This is a genomic window from Rhizobium sp. SG_E_25_P2 (assembly GCF_029892285.1).
Taxonomy (GTDB): domain Bacteria; phylum Pseudomonadota; class Alphaproteobacteria; order Rhizobiales; family Rhizobiaceae; genus Rhizobium_E.
Window position 1 is genome coordinate 134,796 of sequence record NZ_JARXVM010000008.1, and the last position, 20,412, is coordinate 155,207.

The window sequence follows — 20,412 nt, forward strand, 5'->3', positions numbered from 1 at the left end:
GGTTACCCCTTCACTGCGCCGGCGGCGATGCCGCGCACGAAATACTTGCCGGAAATGAAGTAGATGGACAGCGGCACGAGGCCGGTCAGAATGGTCGCCGCCATATTGACGTTGTACTCCTTCACCCCTTGCGTGGCGTTGACGATATTGTTGAGCTGCACGGTCATCGGCCAGTTGCGCATCCCGGCGAAGACCACACCGAACAGGAAGTCGTTCCAGATGCCGGTGATCTGCAGGATGACCGCGACCGTGATGATCGGCACCGCCATCGGCAGCATGATCTGGAAGAAGATCTGCCAGAAGCCCGCACCGTCGACGCGCGCCGCCGAAAACAGTTCACGCGGCAGCGAGGCGAAATAGTTGCGGATCAACAAGGTCAGGATCGGCATGCCGAAGATCGTATGCACGATGATGACGCCATGCAGCGTTCCATAGGAGCCGAGCGTGCGCAGAATGATCGTCAGAGGATAGAGCATCACCTGATAGGGGATGAACGAACCGAAGATCAGCATGGTGAAGAACACTTCCGAACCTCTGAAACGCCAGAAGGACAGGACATAGCCGTTCACCGAGGCGATCGCGATCGACACGATCGTCGAGGGCACGAGAATGATCATCGAATTCCAGAAGCCGACCTTCAGGCCTTCGCATTGCAGGCCGGTGCAGGCGGAATTCCAGGCCTTGTCCCAGGCATCGAAGGTGATTTCCACCGGCGGCGAGAAGATGTTGCCAAGACGGATTTCCGGCATGCCCTTCAGCGAGGTCACGACCATCACGTAAAGCGGCATCAGGTAATAGACCGCCACCACGATCAGCACGCCATAGAGCATGATCCGCGACGGATTGAGGATTTTTTGGGGTTTCGGGCCGCGCGGGCCTTCGATCATCGCCATGGGTCTATCTCCGCCTCGCGCCGCCATATTCATAATACATCCAGGGGATCAGGATGATCAGCACCGCCACCAGCATCACCGTGGAGCCGGCGAGGCCCTGGCCGAGATTGTTGCCGCCGAACATGTAGTCGAACACATATTTAGCCGGCACGTCGGAGAAATTGCCCGGGCCGCCCTTGGTCAACGCGACAATCAGGTCATAGGTTCGCACCACGCCCGCCGCCGAAATCACCAGATTGGTGATCAGCACCGGCCGCATGATCGGCAGCACGATAAAAATATAGGTCTTCCACTTGGGAATGCCGTCGACGCGGGCGGCTTTCCAGATCTCCTCATCGACGGTGCGCAGGCCAGCGAGCATCAGCACCATGGTCAGGCCCGTGCCCTGCCAGAGACCGGCAAGCAACACGCCATACATCACCGTGTTGCGGTTTCCGAGCAGGTTGAACTTGAAATCGGTGAAGCCCCAGCCCTGCACGACCTTCTGAAAGCCGAACATTGGGTCCAGCATCCATTGCCAGGCGATGCCGGTGACGATGAAGGACAGGGCGAACGGATAGAGGTAAATGGTCCTGAACGAATTCTCGAAGCGGATCTTCTGGTCGAGCAAAACGGCCATCAGGAAGCCGAGCACGAAGGAGACCGTCAGCGACGCCGCGCCATAGAACAGGATGTTGCGATAGGCGTAACCCCAGCGCGACGCCTTGAACAGGCGAATATACTGGTCGAAGCCGACAAAGGTCAGTTCCGGCAGCGTGCGCGAGGCGGTGAAGGAATAAAGGATGGTCCAGATGGAGCATCCGGTGAATACCACCAGCGCGGTGAAGATCATCGGCGAGGATGACACGAGCGCCATCCAGTTCCGAGATATCCATGACGGCTTTTGCAGCTCTGCCATGTCGCCTCCCCATATTTATCAAAACTTTGGGCGGCCGCGCTGCCTCGCGCGACATCAGACCTAGGCAACGGCGCATGGCCGTCGCGTGAAGCCGAAAACCCCGGCGCGGCCGCGCCGCGCCGGGGTCGATCGTCAAACGATCAATTGGCTTCCTTGATGATCTCGACGAAGCGCGCCTGCGCTTCTTCCGGAGTCATTTCGGGCGTGTTGAAGAACTCGACCCACATGTCTTCCATCTGCTTCTGCGTGTCGGATGAGAAGGACTGTTCGCCCGACGGCAGGATATTGTCGGGATTTTCGAGGATCTTGATGCCCTTCTGCATGCACGCGTTGGCGGCGTTCATGTCGATGTCGCCACGGATCGGCAGCGAACCCTTTTTGAGGTTGAAAGAGACCTGCGTCTCCTTGCTCACCAGGATGGAGGCGAGCTTCAACTGAGCGTCGATCTGCTCCTGATTGTCGCCCTTCGGCTTGGGGAAGTAGAAGGCATCGCCGCCGGTGTCGAGCACCGCCTGCATGCCGAGACCCGGCAAGCAATCGTAATCCTTGCCAGCAACCTGACCGGCCACGGAGAATTCACCCTGGGCCCAGTCGCCCATGATCTGCGCGCCGGCCTTGCCGGTGATCACCATGTTGGTGGCGTCATTCCAGGCCCGACCCACGAAACCGTCATCCACGAGACCGCGGGCGTCGGCGATGGCCTGAAACACCTTGGTCATTTCCGGAGACGCGGCCGCGTCGGCATCCTTGTTGATCTGGATCTTCTTGTAGAGATCGACGCCGCCGATGGCGATCTGGAACACGCCAGCCATGCCGTTGATCTGCCAGGGCTCACCACCCACCGCGAGCGGGGTGACGCCCTTTTCCTTGAGCTTCGGCGCTTCAGCGACGAATTCAGCCCAGTTGGTCGGCGCCTTCAGGCCGTTGTCTTCGAAGACATGGCGATTGACCCACATCCACTGGAAGGAGTGGATATTGACTGGAACGCAGAAGATCTTGCCGTCATAGGTGCAGCTGTCGAGCAGCTTGCCCGGGCGGATGAAGTTCTTCCAACCTTCTTTTTCGGCGATCGGCGTCAGGTCGGTCATCAGGCCGGCCTTGACGAGATCTTCGGCGTCGCGACCGGTGTTGAGCTGGGTGGCGCCCATCGGATCGCCGCCGGAGATGCGCGACAGGATGATCTGGCGGGCATTGTCGCCGCCGGCGATCGCGCCGTCCTTCCACTTGATGCCATTGGCCTCGGCGGCCTTGGCGAATTCGGCCACAGCAGCGGCTTCGCCGCCCGAGGTCCACCAATGGGTCACTTCAAGTTCCGCCGCATGGGCGACGCCGAAGGACAGCGAAACGGAAGCCGCTAGGGCCCCTGCAAAAAGGCGAATGTTCATGAGTCTCCTCCCTCACTGAAACGTTGCCGGAAAAACTTATTCGAAAGTCATCCGACCTGCAACCACCAAGACGTTATTTTTTTCGAGCCTCGACATAAACCCTGTTCAAACGGTTTAAACCCGTTAAACCTACCAACTTCTTTGTATTAAAATACAAGAATTCCTTAACGTCAAGCACGGCTCCAAGCCATTGATATTTATACAGTAACTTATATTTCCCACAACCTCCAAGCCCCTTCGCTGATATTGCGCCCGCGAATGACCTTAACTCTCCTCTCGCAAGTGCAACAATACAAGGTTGTGCATCGCCGCAACGAATATCTCTCGACAAATGAACTGTAACGTTACAGATTTTTCCAGTTTCGGGAGGATGGCGTGGCGCTCGCCGCCAAACTGGCGTAGGACGCGATCGGGGCATAAAGGAATAAACGATGAAGGGTGCTCAGCAAACGAGCAATGGTCCGGCGCCGGGGGAGCGCCCGACCTTGAAGACGATCGCATTCATGACGGGACTTGGGGTGACCACAGTGTCGAGGGCGCTGAAGGACGCGCCAGACATCAGTCAGGAGACCAAGGAGCGGGTGCGGCTGGTCGCAAGCCAGATCGGCTATTACCCTAACCGCGCCGGCGTGCGCCTGCGAACCGGCAAGACCAATGTCATCAGCCTGATCCTCAACCTGTCGGAAGAGTTGATGGGCCTGACCACCCATATCGTCTATGGAATTTCCGAAATCCTCGCCAACACCAGCTATCATCTGATCGTGACGCCCTATTCCGCCGATCGCGACCCGATGACGCCGGTGCGCTATATTCTCGACACAGGCTCCGCCGACGGCGTGATCCTGTCCTCCACCGAGCCCGACGATCCGCGCATCCGACTTTTGACCGAGCGCAAGCTGCCCTTCGTCACCCATGGCCGCACTGATATGGGGATTGCGCATCCGTTTCATGATTTCGACAATGACGCCTATGCCTATGAAGCAGTGCGGCGGCTGGTCGCCAAGGGGCGCAGACGCATCGCCATTCTCGAGCCGATGCCGCGCTACACCTATCACAGACATATGCGCTCGGGGTTCGAGCGCGGCCTGCGCGATTTCGGCGCCGAAGCCGCGCCATTCTCAGATGTCTATCTCGACAATTCGATGAACCAGATCCACAAAGCGGCGCTGGAGCTGTTTTCCCGCAAAGGCCGCATCGATGGCTTCATCGCCGGCTCCAGCGCCGGCGCCGTGGCCATCGCCTCCGCCGCCGAAGCGCTGGGACTGAAAATCGGCGAGGATCTCGACATGGTCTCCAAGCAGCCGGCGGACCTGTTGCGCTACATGAACCCAGATATCATGACGGTGAACGAAGATATCAGGCTCGCCGGCCGCGAACTCGCCAAGGCGGTGCTCGGCCGCATCGAGGGCGTGCCGCCGGAAAGACTTCAGACCATCAGCCAGCCGGACGGCAGCCTCGCCTATCCCGGCTGAACCTGACGATGGCCGCGAATGGCGCTCGGCGGAAAGCCGAAGCGATGGCGGAAACGGATGGCGAAACGGCTTTGCGATTCGAAACCGGCCCGCGCCGCGATCTCGGAAACCGAAAGCCGTGAACATTGCAACAGTTGCATCGCATGCGTCATGCGCACATCCGTCAGCACCGCGCGCAGGCTCGTCCCCTCCTCCGACAGCCGCCGCCTCAGCGTCGCCTCGCTGACGGCCAGCGTCGCGCAAATCTCCGGGCTCGACCAGACATCCTGCGGACGGGCGCCGACAAGCCGTCGGATGCGCGCCGTATAGCTTTCCAGCGCCACCGGCGGGAAGCGCCAGCCCGCGGCCGCGAGCCACGCCAACAGTTCGCCCAGCTTGTGGCGGGCGACGAGTTCGGGAACGCCGTCTTCGTCTGACAACGCTTCCACCGCCTGCTCATAGGCCCTCAACAGCCCCGGCGGCATGCATCCGAGCCTTTGCGCGGACGCGATCGGCAAGGCTGCGTCGGGCGGCGCGAAATCCGCGAGAACCATGGGATCGATCACCAGCCAGCGCGCTTCGTAATCGCCGTCCTCGGCGGCGATGTTCTCGAAATCGATCGCCTGGCCTGCCGCGATCGCCACCGCCTCGCCCTCGTCGATCCGGAGCGTCGCCCCGGATGACTGGATCAGCTTGCGGCCGCGCCGGACCATGATGATCAGCGGCAGGTCGTTGGTGATCGAGGTGTAGCCTAATCGCCCTGCCTGGGTGATATGGCCGGTGGCGCCGACGCCCGATCGGGCGGCCAGAAGATGACGCAAAGCCTGCTCCTTCTCCCCCGCGCGCGGCGGCGCGGTCTATCCAGATGTATCAACGCGCGCCAGTGGCGACAATGCTCGCTTCGTCCAGCTTCACCATATTGGACACAAAACCGACCAGCGCCGGTGTGGCGTTTTCAGGCACGGGCAGCTTGGCGACCTTTAGCGCCTTCACCGTCAGCACATAGCGGTGCTTCTGACCTTCCGGCGGGCATGCGCCGAGGAAATGCGCCTCGCCGGCATCGTTGCGAACCATATAGGAGCCTTTTGGCAATTTGGCCCCGTCATCACCCGCGCCTGATGACAGCGAACTCACATCAGCGGGGATATCGACCGCCACCCAATGCCAGAAGCCCGAGCCGGTCGGCGCATCCGGGTCATACAGTGTCACCACATAGCTCAACGTTCCCTCGGGCGCTCCCGACCAGCGGATTTCCGGCGACAGATTGCCGCCGGAGCAGCCGAAGACATTGGCAAATTGCGCAGGCGCCAGAACGCCCTTGGCCATATCGGGACTTTCGACGGTCAGCGACCCCGCCGAGGCGACGGTGGCGACACTCAAAAAGGACAGTAAATACAGGGCTTTCATAGGCATTCCTCTCATTCGTTGACAAGAGGAGCGTAAAAAGACGAAGGGCGGACCGATAGGCCCGCCCTCGTCAGTTTTGGCGCCGAAACGCTCAAGCGTTCTGGAAGTCGGCGAGACCCGAGCCCCAGGGGCCGTGATGCTTGTCGACACCGTCGAGCCGGTCGAAGCCATGCGCGCCGAAGAAGTCGCGCTGCGCCTGGATCAGGTTCGCCGTGCCGCGGCCGCGGCGATAGCTGTCGAAATAGCCGAGCGCCGACGCCAGCGCCGGAACCGGCAGACCCGACATCACGGCGGCGGAAACCACGCGGCGCAACGCGCCGTCGGTGTCCTTGACCATGGTCGCGAAAGCAGGGGTCACGATCAGGTTGGCGGCATCCGGCATGGCGGTGAAGGCCGAGGTGATCTCGTCAAGGAACTGCGAGCGGATGATGCAGCCGGCGCGCCAGATCTTGGCGATCACCGGCATCGGCAGCGACCAGCCGAATTCCTTCGAGGCTTCGGCCATCACGGCAAAACCCTGCGCATAGGCGCCGATCTTGCCGGCGAGCAGCGCCATTTCGAGATCGGCCAGAAAAGCGGCCTTGTCGGCAGGCTCGATCGCGCCCGCGCCCGGCAGCCCCAGGATCTTCTCGGCGGCTTCGCGCTGGTTCTTGAACGACGACAGGCTGCGGGCGGCGACGGCCGCTTCGATGGCGGTGGCTGGCACGCCCATGTTCTGCGCTTCGATGGCCGACCACTTGCCGGTGCCCTTCTGGCCGGCGGCGTCGACGATCAGATCGACCATCGGCTTGCCGGTGATCGGATCATTGGCCTTGAGCACCGCTTCGGAAATCTCGATCAGATAGGAGTTCAACCGGCCCTTGTTCCACGTGCCGAAAATCTCGGAGCATTCGGCGGCCGACATGCCGAGACCGTCGCGCAGCACGCCGTAGATTTCGGCAATCATCTGCATGTCGGCATATTCGATGCCGTTATGGATGGTTTTCACGAAATGGCCCGCGCCGTTCTCGCCCAGCCAGGCGACGCAAGGATCATCCTTGAAGGTGGCGGCGATGGAGGTCAGCACCGGCTCGACGCGCTTCCAGGAGTCTTCCGTGCCGCCGACCATGATCGACGGTCCGTGACGGGCGCCTTCTTCGCCGCCCGACACGCCCATGCCGATAAAGGTCAGGCCGGAATCTTCCAAGCCTTCGAAACGGCGGATCGTGTCGCGGAAATTGGCGTTGCCGGCGTCGATGATGATGTCGCCGGGCGACAGATAATTGCGCAGCGTGGCGATCAGTTCATCCACCGGCTCGCCGGCTTTCACCATGATGATGACGGGACGCGGCGGGCGAATCGCTTCCACGAATTCCTCAAGCGACTTGCAGGGAACCAGCTTGCCCTGGAGGTCGCCGGCTTCGGCGTAGAAGGTCTCGGTCTTGTCAGGAGACCGGTTGAAAACCGCGATGCGGTTGCCTTTCTCGGCAATATTGAGCGCCAGATTGGAGCCCATCACCGCCAGACCAATGAGTCCGATTTCCGCCTTTTCCATAGGGTCTTCCTTCCAAAACGGTTCTGTTTTGGCGGGACTATACGCGGCTTGTTCAAGCTGGCAAGGCTGGACGGTTGTTTATTCGCCGGGTTTGCCGTCCCCGTCATCCAGCACTCGCCAGGCCGCCCCATCGAGATCGTCATATTGCCCGGACTTCAGCGACCAGAGGAAGGCGAACAACCCCAAAGCGCCGAGCCCGAGGGCAACTGGAATCAGATAAATCAGCATATTCATGGCGAAAGCACCGCCTTTCCGATCGCCGGCCGCGCATCGGCAACCGGCGCCGGCGCACGACTCCGGCCATTCAGCCTGAGCGAATTGGCCACCACGATGATCGACGACGTCGACATGGCGATCGACGCGACGAGCGGAGTGGCGAGCCCCGCAATCGCCACCGGCACCGCAATGAGATTGTAGCCCACCGCCAGCGCGAAATTCTGGCGGATCAGCCGCCCGGCTCGCCTGGACACATCGATCGCCAGCCAGACGGCGTCGAGATTGTCGCGCATGAACACGAAATCGGCAGCCTGCCGACCGATATCGGCTGCGGTGGAAGGGGCGATCGACACATGCGCCGAACTGAGCGCCGGCGCGTCGTTGATGCCGTCGCCGACCATCAGCACCTTGCCGCCCTGCACTGACGCCTCTTCGACGGCGCGGACCTTGCCCTCCGGCGTCAGCCCCGAGCGCCAGGCGGAAATGTCAAGACGCCTGGCGAGCGCCGCCACCACCGGCTCCCGATCGCCGGACACGATCGCGGTGGGCATATTGTGCCGCGCCATGAGCCGAATGGTCTCCGCAGCGCCCGGGCGTTGCGCGTCCTCGAAATGGAAGGCGGCGATTTCACGCCCGTCGAGCGACAGCACGCTTTCGGTATAGGGTAGATCTGCATCGAGTGCGCCGTCCGCGTCCAACGCGAAGGCGCGCGCGCCCAGCCGCCACAGGCCCTCGGCTGTCCTGGCTTCCAGCCCGCCGCCGGGGATCTCGCTGATCGTCTCGACCGTCAGCGCGATCGGCGCCGCCGCCAGAATGGCCTTGGACACCGGATGGCGCGAATGGGCGGCCAGACCGGCGGCCATGGCGAAGGCTTTGGGCGATATATCCTGTGCATTGACCAGGCGCGGCTTACCGAGGGTCAGCGTGCCGGTTTTGTCGAACAGCGCATGCGTGGCCTCGGCCAGCCGCTCCATGGCCGAGCCGTCCTTGACCATCACGCCCTCGCGAAACAGCCGCCCGGCGGCGATGACCTGCACCACAGGCACCGCGAGACCGAGCGCGCAGGGGCAGGTGATGATCAGCACCGAAATCGCCACCAGCAGCGCCTGATGCCAGTCGCCGCCGATCACGCCCCAACCCAGGAAGGACAGGAAGGCGGTGAGATGCACGACGGGCGAATAAAGCTGCGCCGCCCGGTCCGCCAGACGGCGATAGCGCGCCTTGCCGCCTTCGGCGGCTTCCATAAGGCTGATGATCTCCGCAAGGAAGGACTCCTTGGCTTCTGCGGCGGCCTCCACCGTCAGCGCCCCGGTCAGGTTCATCGTGCCGGCCAGCAGCCTGTCCCCTGCCCGCGCCGGCTGCGGCGCGCTTTCGCCGTTGACGATCGACCAGTCGATGTCGCTTTCGCCGGTGAGCACCACGGCGTCCACCGCCAGCCGTTCACCCGCCGCCACCGACAGGCGATCTCCACGCCGGATGTCGGCGACAAGGCGATATTCAGGTTTGCCGTCGACGCCGATCGCCATCGCGCCTTTCGGCGACAGCCGCGCCAGCCCGATCACCGCCGACCGCGCCCGGTCGCGCATCAGATGATCGAGCGTGCGGCCGATCAGCAGGAAGAACAGCAGCGAGGCGGTGGCGTCGAACCAGGCATGGTCGCCGTGATGGATGGTTTCCCACAGCGACATGAAATAGGACAACGTGATGGCGAGCGCGATCGGCACATCCATATTGGTGCGGCCGCCCTTCAGCGCGTTCCACGCCGAGCGGTAGTAGAACCGACCGGAATAGATGAGCGCCGGCGCGCAAATCATCGCCGAAATCCAGTGAAACAGATCGCGCGTCGAGGCCTCGGCGCCGGACCAGACCGACACCGACAATAGCATGATGTTGGTGGCGGCGAATCCGGCCACTGCAAGCGCCCGCAAATGTTCGCGGCGTTCGGCGTCGGCGCCCGCCTCAAGATCCTGGAACAGATGCGGCCGATAGCCGACGCCAAGTATGGCGGATACGAAACGATCAGGATCTGCGCGACGACCGTCGGTTTCTTCCCTCCACACCACCGACACCCGCTTGGTTGAAAGGTTCACCCGCGCCCGCTCCACTTCCGGCAGCTTGCGCAACGCGCTTTCAATGGCGGTGATGCAGGCGCCGCAATGAACGTCGGGCACGCTGAGATCGGTCTGGCGCCGGCCTTCGCCGAGCGCGCGCGACGACAGCCAGATCTCCTCGGCCGGAGGCAGCCCGGCCTCGGCGTCGATCGCGCCCTCTGTGCCCGGTGCGCAGCAGCTCATGTCACTTCTCCGGCTGATAGATGCGGACGGCCTGATGATAGACGGTCTCGCCGGCATCGACGGCGGCGAGATCGACGATCCATTGCCCAGGCGCGAGCCTGTGTTCGATCGCGTAGACGCCCGGCGCCATGCGCGGCAGCGTCAGGCTGAAATCCTGCTTGTCGCCCACCGGCCGGTGAAACAGCGCGGTGATCTCGGCCAGACGGCCAATTTCATCGGCGGGTCCCTCAAGCCGGTATTCGAGGCGACCGCCCTCGACCTTGAACGCGCCGGAAAAGCCGCGCTCGGCCCAGTGGCGCGCTTCCGCCGCCTTCATGTTGAAATCCTGGCTCGCGACATAGGTATTCTTGGCCAGGATGCCGCTCCAACTCGCGCTCGCCATATAGGCCATGAAGACATTCACCGAAATGATGACGCCAAAGAAGGCGATCATGATCGCCAGCATGTGGCGGCCGGTGAAAGGTTTGGGTTCAGCCAGATTGCTCATTTGCGTTTCTCCGGAACGACGAAACTCGCCGTGTAATCATCCGCCTCGCCCGAGGTCCGATATTCGACATGGAATGTGAAATCGCGTGTCTCTTCGGGCAAGACGTCTTTGGGCATGCTCACATAGATCTTCATGGATTTGACCGTATCCGGCTCCAGCTCCACGCCGATGAATCGGCCCTGCGACCAGGATTCGCCGGCGATGCTCATTGTCGCGCCCGGCATGTCGCGCAGCGACAGCATCACCAAGCGCGGTTCCGGCACCATGTTGAGGATCTTGACGGTGTAGCCGTTGCGGATCGAGCCGTCCGATTCCATGACATATTGCGGATTGCGGTCATGCAATACATCCATCTCCAGCCGTTCCCGCACCATCAACGCGGTGACCAGACCGACCCCGATCAGCGACCAGAGCACTGTGTAAAGAAGGATGCGCGGCCGGAAAATGATGCGCCAGTCGAAGTGGCGGATCTTGTCGTGATAGCGGCCATCGGGATCGCGCACGCGGGTCGGATCGATCGATGCGGCGCCGTCATTGGTGGCGATCGCCATATTGGTCGAATAGTCGAACAGGGTCGAATAGCCGATCAGCCCCTTGTCGCGACCAAGCTTGTCCATCACCCCGTCACAGGCGTCGATACAGAGCGCGCAGGTGATGCATTCGAGCTGCAGCCCGTCGCGAATGTCGATGCCCATGGGACAGACCGCCACGCAGGCGTTGCAATCGACGCAATCTCCCACCGCCTGGCCGGCGGCGGCCGTTTTCTTGGAGTGGCGCGAACGCGGCTCGCCGCGCCAGTCGTTATAGGTCACGACCAGCGAATTCTCATCCAGCATCGCCGCCTGAATGCGCGGCCAGGGGCACATATAGGTGCAGACCTGCTCGCGCATCAGTCCGCCAAACACATAGGTTGTCGCCGTCAGGATGGCGATGGTGAAATAGGCGACCGACGGCGCTTGGAAAAAGACCAGGTCATGCAGAAGCATGGGCGCATCTGCGAAATAGAACACCCAGGCGCCGCCAGTCAGCACGCCGATCAGGATCCAGATTGCGTGTTTCGACACGCGCTTCCAGATCTTGTCGAGACTCCAGGGAGCCGAATCTAGCTTGATACGGGCGTTTCGATCACCTTCGACGGCGCGCTCGACCACCAGAAAGAGGTCGACCCACACCGTCTGCGGACAGGTATAGCCGCACCAGGCCCGGCCAACGGCCGTGGTGACGAGGAACAATCCGAGACCCGCCATCATCAACAGGCCGGCGACGAAATAGAATTCCTGCGGCCAGATTTCGATGAAGAAGAAATAGAAGCGCTTGTTGGCCAGATCGATCAGGATCGCCTGATCGGGCGCATACGGTCCGCGATCCCAACGAATCCAGGGCGCCAGATAATAGATGCCGAGCGTGATCGCCATCACCAGCCATTTGAACCGTCTGAACGCGCCCTCGGCGCGTTTCGGATGGATCGCCTTGCGTGCGGCGTAAAGCGGCTGGCGAACCTTGGCGGCGTTGACCGGTTGCGCCTCAAGGCGTTCGATCGACGCCTCGTCGGCGGGCTGCACTTCCGGGCGGACATTCATGGCGAAAACCCCTTCTCCTGAGGTTTCCCGTTTTAGTCCCTGCTCGCAAAGCCTCCTTGATATAAGTCAAGGCCGGGCAATGTGCCGCATCGTAGGTGGCCACAGGATGCGGATCAGCGCGACGGCGTCCCCATCATGCCAGGGATTGTGCATCAGCGCTCATGTGACCGGATCGATCTCATCTTCGAGCGAGGAGAACACTCCGGCTTGCGCTTCGGATGACCAGAAAATCGGTCAGCAAAGGATGCCGGAACCGACGATCGATGCTCGGGCCGTCGATCCGCAGTTGCACTTACACGGATGCCCGCTTCCGGGCCAACACATAGCCGCGTGTCAACGAATATCGGCATAACTTCGTCGAGAAGAGCGGCAGCGACAGGCGCGGGATGTCCACGTCTTCTTCCGGCCGGGCAAGAGTCTTCTCAAGCAGCCAGATAGAATCTATTGCCAAAATCAATCGGGGATGCGATGGGAGCGAAAATGCGATGTCGTCGATAAATCCGTCATGACGTTGAAAGCAGTTGCCGTTGCCTATTCTCATGAAGATGGAATTTCGCAAGGCAATAGATGAGGTGCAAAATGAAACACCTGTGCGTGTTGGGAATGTTCAGGTCCGGCACTAATTTCATCCGTGCAGCCATGGAATTAAACTATGATTGCAGAATCAAATATGATGTTTTCGGATGGAAGCACGGGTTTTACCCCATCCTGAACAAGGGATCGGGCATAGTTTATCCAGACGACGAAGTTATATTTATAACAAAAAACCCATTTTCATCCCTTCATTCACTGTATAAATACAGCATGACGGGGCAACCCAATATGATTTCCGAAAACAAACAATCCCTGAAAGAATTCATTCGTAGCCCGTTAAATATCAGGGACGGCGGCAATCCAAATTCTGTGGAATACTATTTTTCCTCTCCGGTGGATTTTTGGAATTCCATGAACTGGAACCTGGAATCCGTGGTGAGCCGACGCGGCCGTGCGATTCACATACAATACGAAAAATTGCTGGACGGCCCGGAACGCGAAACCGCGAAGATTGCGGCGGCATTTGGCTTGGCCCGCAAAGACGGCGACTTTTCTGTTCCGGAAACCCGGATGAAGAATCTGGGAAATAACCAACACAATCCGGCTAACTTTACTCAACAAGTAAAATTTGACGCCGACGCGGTAAAAGAGCTTTCTTATATGAGCCATTACGATCAGGAAGACAGGAAATTCGTGCTCGACCGCGTGAGCGCAAAGCTGATCGAGAAACTGGGTTACAGCAGTTCGCTCGCAGAAATCCTTTAATCCCAGAGATACGCCATGAATCGCAATGACTTGACAATGTTCTTCATTACGCAGCCGGGAGTATTGTCATTCAAATCCCGATTGTTGGCGGCGTCGCTTCGCAGATTTGCGCCGGAAGGCGTGAAACTGGTCGCCTGCGTGCCCGCGCATCTGAACAAGCTTGATGCACTGACCGTCGGCACGTTCGACCGTCTTGGCGTTCAGATCAAGGAATTCAATGCTGACCTTTGGTCCAAATACAACTATCCGATCGGAAACAAGCTGGACGCCTCGGTCCTCGACTTTTCAACACGCTACGCCATGTTTCTGGACAGCGACATGTTGGCGATGCGGAAGCTGGAAATCTGGCGGCTCCCGGATTGCGCGATGTCTGCGCGCTCAATCATGGGACGCCGGGAATTCACCCTGGAAAATGCGCCGGTTCTGAAAGATTTTCTTCTTAAGAACTGCAAACTGGATGAAAGCGCGTTTGCAAACGCCAGTGATGATGGCTTTACGTCGGAGGTTGGATTTCCGGTTTACAATTCCGGCCTCGTCATTTTCGATGTCACATCCGGCTTTCAGCATCGCTGGCGAGAACTGACATGCGCTGTTCTTGAGAACGAACAGCTTCCAAAGGGGTTTAAATATCCCCTTGCCGACCAAACCGCCTTGGCGGCGACGGCTTTGGAAATCGGCTCATCCTTCACTCTCCTGAAGAACGTTTGGAACATGAACATCAATGTGCGGAAAAAAGTCCCGTTCATTTATCACTATTTTGGATTCATGCGCCTGTTCCAAGACAAGAACGCCTTCAATCTGGTGAAGGAACTTCAGAAAGAATCCAGCAAACTTGGCCTTCCCATACTCGGAGAAATCGGAGAAAAGGATCTGGTTTTCACGGGCCAGTAAATCCTCCGCTTTCTATCGAGCAGCGGTTGACGTGAACCCGCAGTCGCGGGCCTGGTTGGTGAAGCGTCTGAAGCAAATGCGGATGGGGGCATTGCACGAGCACACAGTGCTAGGCAATCCATCGGACACCGTCGAAGAACCGAATCGGAATGAAGAAGTTCGACGATGGAAGCAGAGCGGGGCATCTCAGGAGCAATGGCTGCGCCGTTGATGTCGCTTCTCGGACCCCGCAGACCTCAGATTCGCGCATCGAGAGCTAACTGGAACGACAAATTCAAGTGACGAGGTAAAAATGGCCCTGCCGCAATTTCTCTGTATCGGCGCTCAGAAAGCCGCGACGTCCTGGCTGTATGTCAATTTGCAGCGGCACCAGCAGATCTGGATGCCGCCGGTCAAGGAACTCCACTACTTCAACCACTTGTTCGTGCCAGAGAACCGTTCCTGGACAAATTACCACATCAGGACCAACACATCCGCCGCCGTTCGCCATCATGTCAAGAATGGCGACTACGTCGATTTCGGCTATCTACGCTATCTCTGCGGACTGATGACCGAACCGTTTACGGAAGCCTGGTACCGCAACGCCTATGATCGCCCGAACGCCAAGGGCAAGGTGCTGGGCGATATAACGCCGGAATATTCGACCATCCCGGAACAGGGCATCGACTATGTCCGGAGCCTGCTCGGCGGACCGCGGCTGATCTACATCATCCGTGATCCCGTTTCCCGCGCGATGTCACAGCTGCGCATGGCGCTGGAGCGCCAGCCGCGTGAAAACATGCAGGAAGCAGCTTGGCGGGAGATGGTTGAAGATTGGGACGTCAACAATCGTGGCGACTATGCGACGTTTATTCCGCGTTGGCGCGCCCGGTTCGCCGATCGGGATTTCCTGTTTCTGCCCTTCGGCAAAGTCAACCAAGATCCGCATGGCGTCATGCGCGAGGTGGAAACCTTCCTGGGCGTCGACCCCGCCAAGAGCTATGAGGGCGCCGAAGAAAAAATCCACAAGACCAAATCAGCGCCGATCCCGACCTTCGTTCAGGACATGCTGAGGGATCGCTTCAAGGGTCAGTACGCATTCCTGGAAAAGGAATTCGGCAGGGACTTCGTGTCGCAGCTTTAAGCTGCGACCGTTTTTCTCAAAACCAATTGCCTCTATTGATGAGTCCTAGCCGGATCAGTTGCTCCGGACTTTCATAGGCGACGCTCAATCCATCGCAAAAGAACACCGGATCTTGCGTATCGACATATTTCCGGTACTCAGCGCTAGCATTGTAATGCTCCTTGCGGTGCATTTCTTCTTTGGCCTTGTCCTGCAGGGACGCCAAGAATTTGAAATGAAACAGCGCGCCGGTGATGGCGGGACGACCGTCATTGCCGACCTTGTGCAGACGCCGGGGACGGATATCGTGCATGGAACTGGTATAGCGATAGGTCCAGCGCCACCAAACGACCGGAACCTTGTTGAGCGCCGGCGAATTTTGCGGCGAATTTCGGTTATAGACCCGCATTCGCGGCCCACCCCGGGTATAGGTATCGGTGTCGATGCGGGCCTCCTGAACATAGCCGTCGCGATCGAAATAGGGGCAGACCTTGAATGGATCCTCTCCGGTGGCGTAACCTGCCTGGCTGAGCGGCCCTGCCCCATAAGCATCGAGCATCACGCAGTGCAACGCGTCGCGCTTTTCGTTTTTCATGAACTCCCCGAGATCGCGCAGATCCCTCGTCTCCATGTTGGGATAAACGAGGAATTCATCGGGATCGACGGTGACGCAAAGCCGCCCGCAGCCATATTTCCGCAGCAGGTAGTTGCACCACTCCATGCCGAAATTTGAGGCTCGGTAGCTTTCCTTAGTGTGCCAGACGGACACGTCCTTCTGGTTTCGCGCCCAATCGAGCAAGCCGTCATTCGAGTCATTGTCGACGATGAGAAAATGCCGCACGCCGAGCTTGCGGTAATAATCAGTGAAAAACGGCAGGCGAAACAGTTCGTTCCGCAGGCAGGTCACCAGAATGATGTCGTTCTTGCTGAGGGCGGCGGTGTTGTCGACAGTCAGACGAAGCTGACGTCCGAACTTGAACAGGGCCCAATGCCGGCCAAACTGATTCTGGATGATTGTGCGTAAGCGGCTCATGAAAAATACCCGTTACAAGAAGCAGGAAGCAATGCTGTCAAAGTGGGAAAGCCCGTCTCAGGATTTCCCACTTTCCTTCACTGCCCAGAAAAGCGCTCACCAGATGCCGTTCTGCCGGCGGCACCGAAGACAGGATGTCCTGCTTGCCGACGGATTGGAGCGAAGCGTCCATCCGGGCGATATACTCGCCGATGACGTCGCCAACATGGTTGTAGACACCCGCGCTGATCTGGCGGAACTGATCGTCATTGGCGATTTGCTTTTCACGAGACCGCAGCAACTGCTTGGCGATTTCTGTCCGCGTCTCCGGCTTCGAATGACTGTCTATGGTTTTCCACAGCGCCCGCAGTCCCGATCCGTTCATGTCTTCTCCGGTCGGCTTGCTCACCACGAAATTCGCGCAAAGCAGCCAGTAGAGCAGCCAGGCTTCATCGGCGGCGCTGGACGGGACGATCGGCAAGAGCATGCCGGCGCCGCTTTGCAGCAAGGCGCGTTCCGCGATCGGATTTTCTCCCGGGCACAACTCGAACACGAGCGGCGAGGCGCAGCGGCTCAAGATCCGCGAGAAATAATTCCCGCCATCGAGATTTCGGATCTCGACGTCATCTGGCTTCAAACCCTGAAAATCCTTCACGCCCGGGCCGAAATCCACTTTTTCCGGATGCATGATGCGCCCAAGCACCGTCAGGTCGGTTTCGGCCCGCAACAGCGAGGCAATCTTGGCGGTGAACACCGGCGGTCCATACAATACCGCGTAAGGTTGCTGGCAATAAGCTAGCGTGGCAGCCAGTCCCTTGCGTCCCAATTGGTGAAACAGGCTCGGGCCGTTGACCTCGGATTTCGGCAGTTCGTCGAGTAGCCGTTCGGTTCTCAATGGGAATTCGCCACGCGCTGGCACATGGGGGATGGGCTTGGGCGCCGGCTGCAAAGCGACATTGCGAAAATACTCGCGTAAAACCGTTGCCCGTCCGCCGATCTTGCGGGCAAAGAAGAACGGCAGATCTTCCAGAATTTTCTGATGATCATTCAAGAAGACGAATGGCTTTCCCCAGTCGTTGAATTCAAAGAATGTCAGGGTCCGGTCAGAAATTTTGTCGTGTGGCGTGTACCGGTAAGCCATGGTTTGAAAAAAGGACTCATCCGGTATCCAGGTATTCTTGAAGAAGCGATATACTGATCGGTGTTTTTTGACGTAGTTGAGGATCTTTGCGCACAGATCCCAGCTCAGGCACCACCATTGCGATCCCCAGCGCGGCTCAAGACCGCGGGGAAAACGACGCTTCGGAAACAGCGCCCGCTGGATCAGGTAACTCCAGTGAAACAGTTTGTAGCGCCGTTGGAAATTGAAAACATGCCGGTACTGGTAGCGCTCGTGCCGCAGCCCGCCCTTGATCCAGTTTTCATCCCGGCTTTCAATGAACTCCATGTTCGGATGGCGATCCAAAAATTCCGACAATTCGGCGAGCGGACGGATCGGCATGCAGGCGCCGCTGATCAACATGACGCGATCGCAATCGATTTTCGCGGACTGGATGTAGCGCAGCGCCCGCATCGGCGCTTCCACCAGACTGAAGTCGCCCCATCCACATTTCACCCTGTCCTTCAGGATATGAATCTGTTCATTGCCTGCAAAACGGGATGACAGTTTTACGAATTCGGCTTTGGAGGCGTTGAGGTCATAGTGGATCACGACATGAGCGTCATCGCTCCAGGACGCCAGGAGACCGGCGAGATCGCCCACCTGCTCCGCGTTTTCGTGCGCCAGTATAACAAACGCCAGCTTAGCCATTATGTCCCACTCACATACGCCGTCAGAAGCAATCTTGTCCGAGCGTGGATATAACGAATGAACGCTCGAGCGCAAACATCTATGTAAAATTTTATTCTAAGTGCGCTAACGCCGCCAGGATCGCGCCGCTTAAAGCCTCAAGGCTTTGATGCGGCCCCAAGCCAATCAACGGGTCGGGAAGCGCGGACCATGCCCCCTCCTGCCCCGATTGAGCCGTTTGCCGCTACGGCGAATCACACGATAAACGAAACGCCTTCCATTTCCCTGGAGATGAAGGCGAGGTCGTCGGCGTATTTTTTCTGAAAGAACTCAGTCTCTTGATCCGACAGGGGCTTAAAGGCGGGATATTGTTCGCCCCTTGGAAATGCCGCCGAGAGGTGCTGCAGCATTTTGCGATGTTCCTTGCCTTCCAAGACGGGGGCGAGCGCCTCATAGGCGTCCATCGCAATGTTAGAAAACGATTCCCGGACGCTTTCGTCCTGGCTGTTCAACAGCGCCGCGTCGAAGCCGATCATGTGGGACAAGATCTCTTGTTCACAACGCCTGAACTTGGCGAAGTCCCAAAGATGGATTTCTGATTTTGGCGCGCTGGCGCGCACGTCCCGTATCACCTGAACCCAGCTGAAGCCGGACTGCCGAAACGTATCCATATAGGTTTCAAACTTGATAAAATTCTGATGTCGCAAATATTCGCAATACATCGACACAACGAAGCCGGAATATTCGCGCAAACAGATATAAATGACTGGCGCTTCGACATTCAACTTCTCGATCACGAGAGCGACACGGGAGGCGACATCGGGATAAAAATTCCCCTTCTTCACCAACTCACCGGCCATGCCCAGGATATTTTCTTCGGAAATGAGGACATTGCCTGATGCCGCCATTTCCGCCATCTGAGCGATGAAGGCGACGTTTTCTTTCTTGTTTCCATACACCAACGGCGTGAACGATTTCCGCAATTGCTCAAGCTTGTAGAAATGCACGTCGTGCCGTTTCAGGATCCCACGGCTCTGCGCGAATTTTTTCTGGATATATGTCGTCGCGGTTTTGTGCGCGCCGAGATGCAGCACCGTCCTGGGCATCAGCCAACTCCCTGTATTGACCATGAGTCCTGTAGCTCCCGCACATGTACGTTTCAAGCGGCGCGATGCGCCCGCGCCCGGGAATAGTGGAGCGTCCCCATAAAAAAACCGCGCCTTTTCAGGGGCGCGGCAGGTGAGCATGACCGGAAGATCCGGCTGATCATGCTGGAGAGATCGTTTCGCCCGGAAAATACCGGACGAGAGAATTATTCGCCGCCGCCCAGCGCGTGGACATAGACCGCGAGCTGCTTGATCGTGGCGTCCGACAGACGACCGCCCCAGGCGGGCATCATGCCGTGCTTCGGCGCGGAGATCTGGCGGATGACGGCATCCTCGCCCTCGCCCTTCAGCCAGATGGCGTCAGCGAGATTCGGCGCGCCGAACTCGCGATTGCCCTGGGCATTTTCACCATGGCAGGACGCACAATTGTCGGCGAAGAGCTGCTTGCCGGGCTCGACCATGGCTGCGTCCGCCGGCGTGCCGGTGAGGCTGACCACATAGGCGGCGACCTGCTTGATCTCGTCAGGCTGCAGCATATCCGCGAAAGCCGGCATTTCCGATATCCGCGTGTCGGGATCTTCCGAGCGAATGCCATGGGCGATGGTCGCATAGATATCGTCGACCTTGCCGCCCCACAGCCAGTCATTGTCATTCAGGTTGGGAAAGCCCGGTCCACCCTGCGCGCCCGACCCGTGACAGGGCGCGCAATTGACCTTGAAGGCAGCCGCGCCGCCATTCATGGCGAATTCGTTGAGCGCGGCGTCCTTGGCGATGTCGGCGACCGGCATCGCGGCGATCTTGTCGAGATACACTTTCTGCCCCTCGGCGGCCACGTTCACCTCCTGGGCAAGTTCGGCGCGGCTCGAATAGCCGAGCACGCCGCGGGTGGCGTCGCTGAGCAACGGCCAGGCCGGAAAGGCGATGGTGTAGCCGATGGCCCAGACGATGGTGGCGTAGAAGGTGTAGACCCACCAGCGCGGCATCGGATTGTTGAGTTCCTTGATGCCGTCCCATTCATGGCCGGTGGTTTCGACGCCGGAGAGTTCGTCGATATGTTTTTCTGCCATT

18 protein-coding genes are annotated in these 20,412 nt (G+C 59.2%); 4 read left to right on the forward strand and 14 right to left on the reverse strand.

Annotation, left to right across the window (positions count from 1 at the left end):
- Positions 1 to 2: 2 nt before the first annotated feature.
- The 3 genes from M2360_RS13185 to M2360_RS13195 all read right to left on the reverse strand — a co-directional run bounded on the left by M2360_RS13185 (position 3) and on the right by M2360_RS13195 (position 3,176).
- Positions 3 to 893, reverse strand: a complete 891-nt coding sequence (locus M2360_RS13185; protein WP_280775613.1) for a carbohydrate ABC transporter permease — start codon at positions 891 to 893, stop codon at positions 3 to 5.
- A gap of 4 nt (positions 894 to 897) precedes the next feature.
- Entirely contained in the window at positions 898 to 1,791 is an 894-nt protein-coding gene (locus M2360_RS13190) for a sugar ABC transporter permease (RefSeq protein ID WP_280775614.1), read from the reverse strand.
- Positions 1,792 to 1,931: 140 nt separating this feature from the next.
- Positions 1,932 to 3,176, reverse strand: coding sequence for an ABC transporter substrate-binding protein (locus tag M2360_RS13195; protein WP_280775616.1), 1,245 nt, complete (start codon positions 3,174 to 3,176; stop codon positions 1,932 to 1,934).
- A gap of 431 nt (positions 3,177 to 3,607) precedes the next feature.
- Between M2360_RS13195 and M2360_RS13200 the strand changes: the two genes are divergently transcribed.
- Entirely contained in the window at positions 3,608 to 4,648 is a 1,041-nt protein-coding gene (locus M2360_RS13200) for a LacI family transcriptional regulator (RefSeq protein ID WP_280775618.1), read from the forward strand.
- Here M2360_RS13200 and M2360_RS13205 read toward each other — a convergent pair.
- From M2360_RS13205 to ccoG, 7 genes are all read right to left on the reverse strand, one after another.
- A complete protein-coding gene (locus tag M2360_RS13205) occupies positions 4,636 to 5,448 on the reverse strand; it encodes a helix-turn-helix transcriptional regulator (protein ID WP_280775619.1) in 813 nt (270 codons plus the stop codon). The two genes, M2360_RS13200 and M2360_RS13205, sit on opposite strands and share 13 nt — an antisense overlap.
- Before the next feature lie 49 nt (positions 5,449 to 5,497).
- Entirely contained in the window at positions 5,498 to 6,034 is a 537-nt protein-coding gene (locus tag M2360_RS13210) for a YbhB/YbcL family Raf kinase inhibitor-like protein (RefSeq protein WP_280775620.1), read from the reverse strand.
- A 91-nt stretch (positions 6,035 to 6,125) separates the two neighbouring features.
- Positions 6,126 to 7,568 (reverse strand): NADP-dependent phosphogluconate dehydrogenase, encoded by a 1,443-nt coding sequence (gndA, locus tag M2360_RS13215; protein WP_280775622.1) that lies wholly within the window; start codon positions 7,566 to 7,568, stop codon positions 6,126 to 6,128.
- A 78-nt stretch (positions 7,569 to 7,646) separates the two neighbouring features.
- Positions 7,647 to 7,802 (reverse strand): cbb3-type cytochrome oxidase assembly protein CcoS, encoded by a 156-nt coding sequence (gene ccoS / locus M2360_RS13220; protein ID WP_137157384.1) that lies wholly within the window; start codon positions 7,800 to 7,802, stop codon positions 7,647 to 7,649.
- Complete coding sequence (locus M2360_RS13225; RefSeq protein WP_280775624.1) at positions 7,799 to 10,078, reverse strand: heavy metal translocating P-type ATPase; 2,280 nt, start codon at positions 10,076 to 10,078, stop codon at positions 7,799 to 7,801. The genes ccoS and M2360_RS13225 overlap by 4 nt, the downstream gene beginning before the upstream one ends.
- 1 nt (position 10,079) lies before the next feature.
- Positions 10,080 to 10,565 carry a FixH family protein gene (locus tag M2360_RS13230; protein ID WP_280775625.1) on the reverse strand — a complete coding sequence of 162 codons (486 nt, stop codon included), beginning with the start codon at positions 10,563 to 10,565 and terminating at the stop codon, positions 10,080 to 10,082.
- Positions 10,562 to 12,145: a cytochrome c oxidase accessory protein CcoG gene (gene ccoG, locus M2360_RS13235; protein ID WP_280775627.1), complete on the reverse strand. Its 1,584-nt coding sequence runs from the start codon at positions 12,143 to 12,145 to the stop codon at positions 10,562 to 10,564. The genes M2360_RS13230 and ccoG overlap by 4 nt, the downstream gene beginning before the upstream one ends.
- 579 nt (positions 12,146 to 12,724) lie before the next feature.
- On the opposite strand from ccoG, the gene M2360_RS13240 reads away from it, so the two are divergent.
- The 3 genes from M2360_RS13240 to M2360_RS13250 all read left to right on the forward strand — a co-directional run bounded on the left by M2360_RS13240 (position 12,725) and on the right by M2360_RS13250 (position 15,458).
- On the forward strand, positions 12,725 to 13,444 hold the full coding sequence (locus M2360_RS13240; protein WP_280775628.1) for a hypothetical protein: 720 nt from the start codon (positions 12,725 to 12,727) through the stop codon (positions 13,442 to 13,444).
- 15 nt (positions 13,445 to 13,459) lie between these two features.
- Entirely contained in the window at positions 13,460 to 14,335 is an 876-nt protein-coding gene (locus M2360_RS13245; RefSeq protein ID WP_280775629.1) for a hypothetical protein, read from the forward strand.
- A gap of 292 nt (positions 14,336 to 14,627) precedes the next feature.
- Complete coding sequence (locus tag M2360_RS13250; protein ID WP_280775631.1) at positions 14,628 to 15,458, forward strand: sulfotransferase; 831 nt, start codon at positions 14,628 to 14,630, stop codon at positions 15,456 to 15,458.
- 16 nt (positions 15,459 to 15,474) lie between these two features.
- Here M2360_RS13250 and M2360_RS13255 read toward each other — a convergent pair whose 3' ends face one another.
- The 4 genes from M2360_RS13255 to ccoP all read right to left on the reverse strand — a co-directional run bounded on the left by M2360_RS13255 (position 15,475) and on the right by ccoP (position 20,411).
- The gene (locus M2360_RS13255) at positions 15,475 to 16,470 is read right to left on the reverse strand and encodes a glycosyltransferase family 2 protein (protein WP_280775633.1); all 996 of its coding nucleotides are present in this window, start codon (positions 16,468 to 16,470) and stop codon (positions 15,475 to 15,477) included.
- Positions 16,471 to 16,507: 37 nt separating this feature from the next.
- Positions 16,508 to 18,259: a beta-1,6-N-acetylglucosaminyltransferase gene (locus M2360_RS13260; RefSeq protein WP_280775726.1), complete on the reverse strand. Its 1,752-nt coding sequence runs from the start codon at positions 18,257 to 18,259 to the stop codon at positions 16,508 to 16,510.
- Positions 18,260 to 18,492: 233 nt separating this feature from the next.
- Positions 18,493 to 19,485 (reverse strand): hypothetical protein, encoded by a 993-nt coding sequence (locus tag M2360_RS13265; RefSeq protein ID WP_280775634.1) that lies wholly within the window; start codon positions 19,483 to 19,485, stop codon positions 18,493 to 18,495.
- Between the two features lie 65 nt (positions 19,486 to 19,550).
- Positions 19,551 to 20,411 (reverse strand): cytochrome-c oxidase, cbb3-type subunit III, encoded by an 861-nt coding sequence (gene ccoP, locus M2360_RS13270; protein WP_280775635.1) that lies wholly within the window; start codon positions 20,409 to 20,411, stop codon positions 19,551 to 19,553.
- Position 20,412 lies beyond the last annotated feature (1 nt).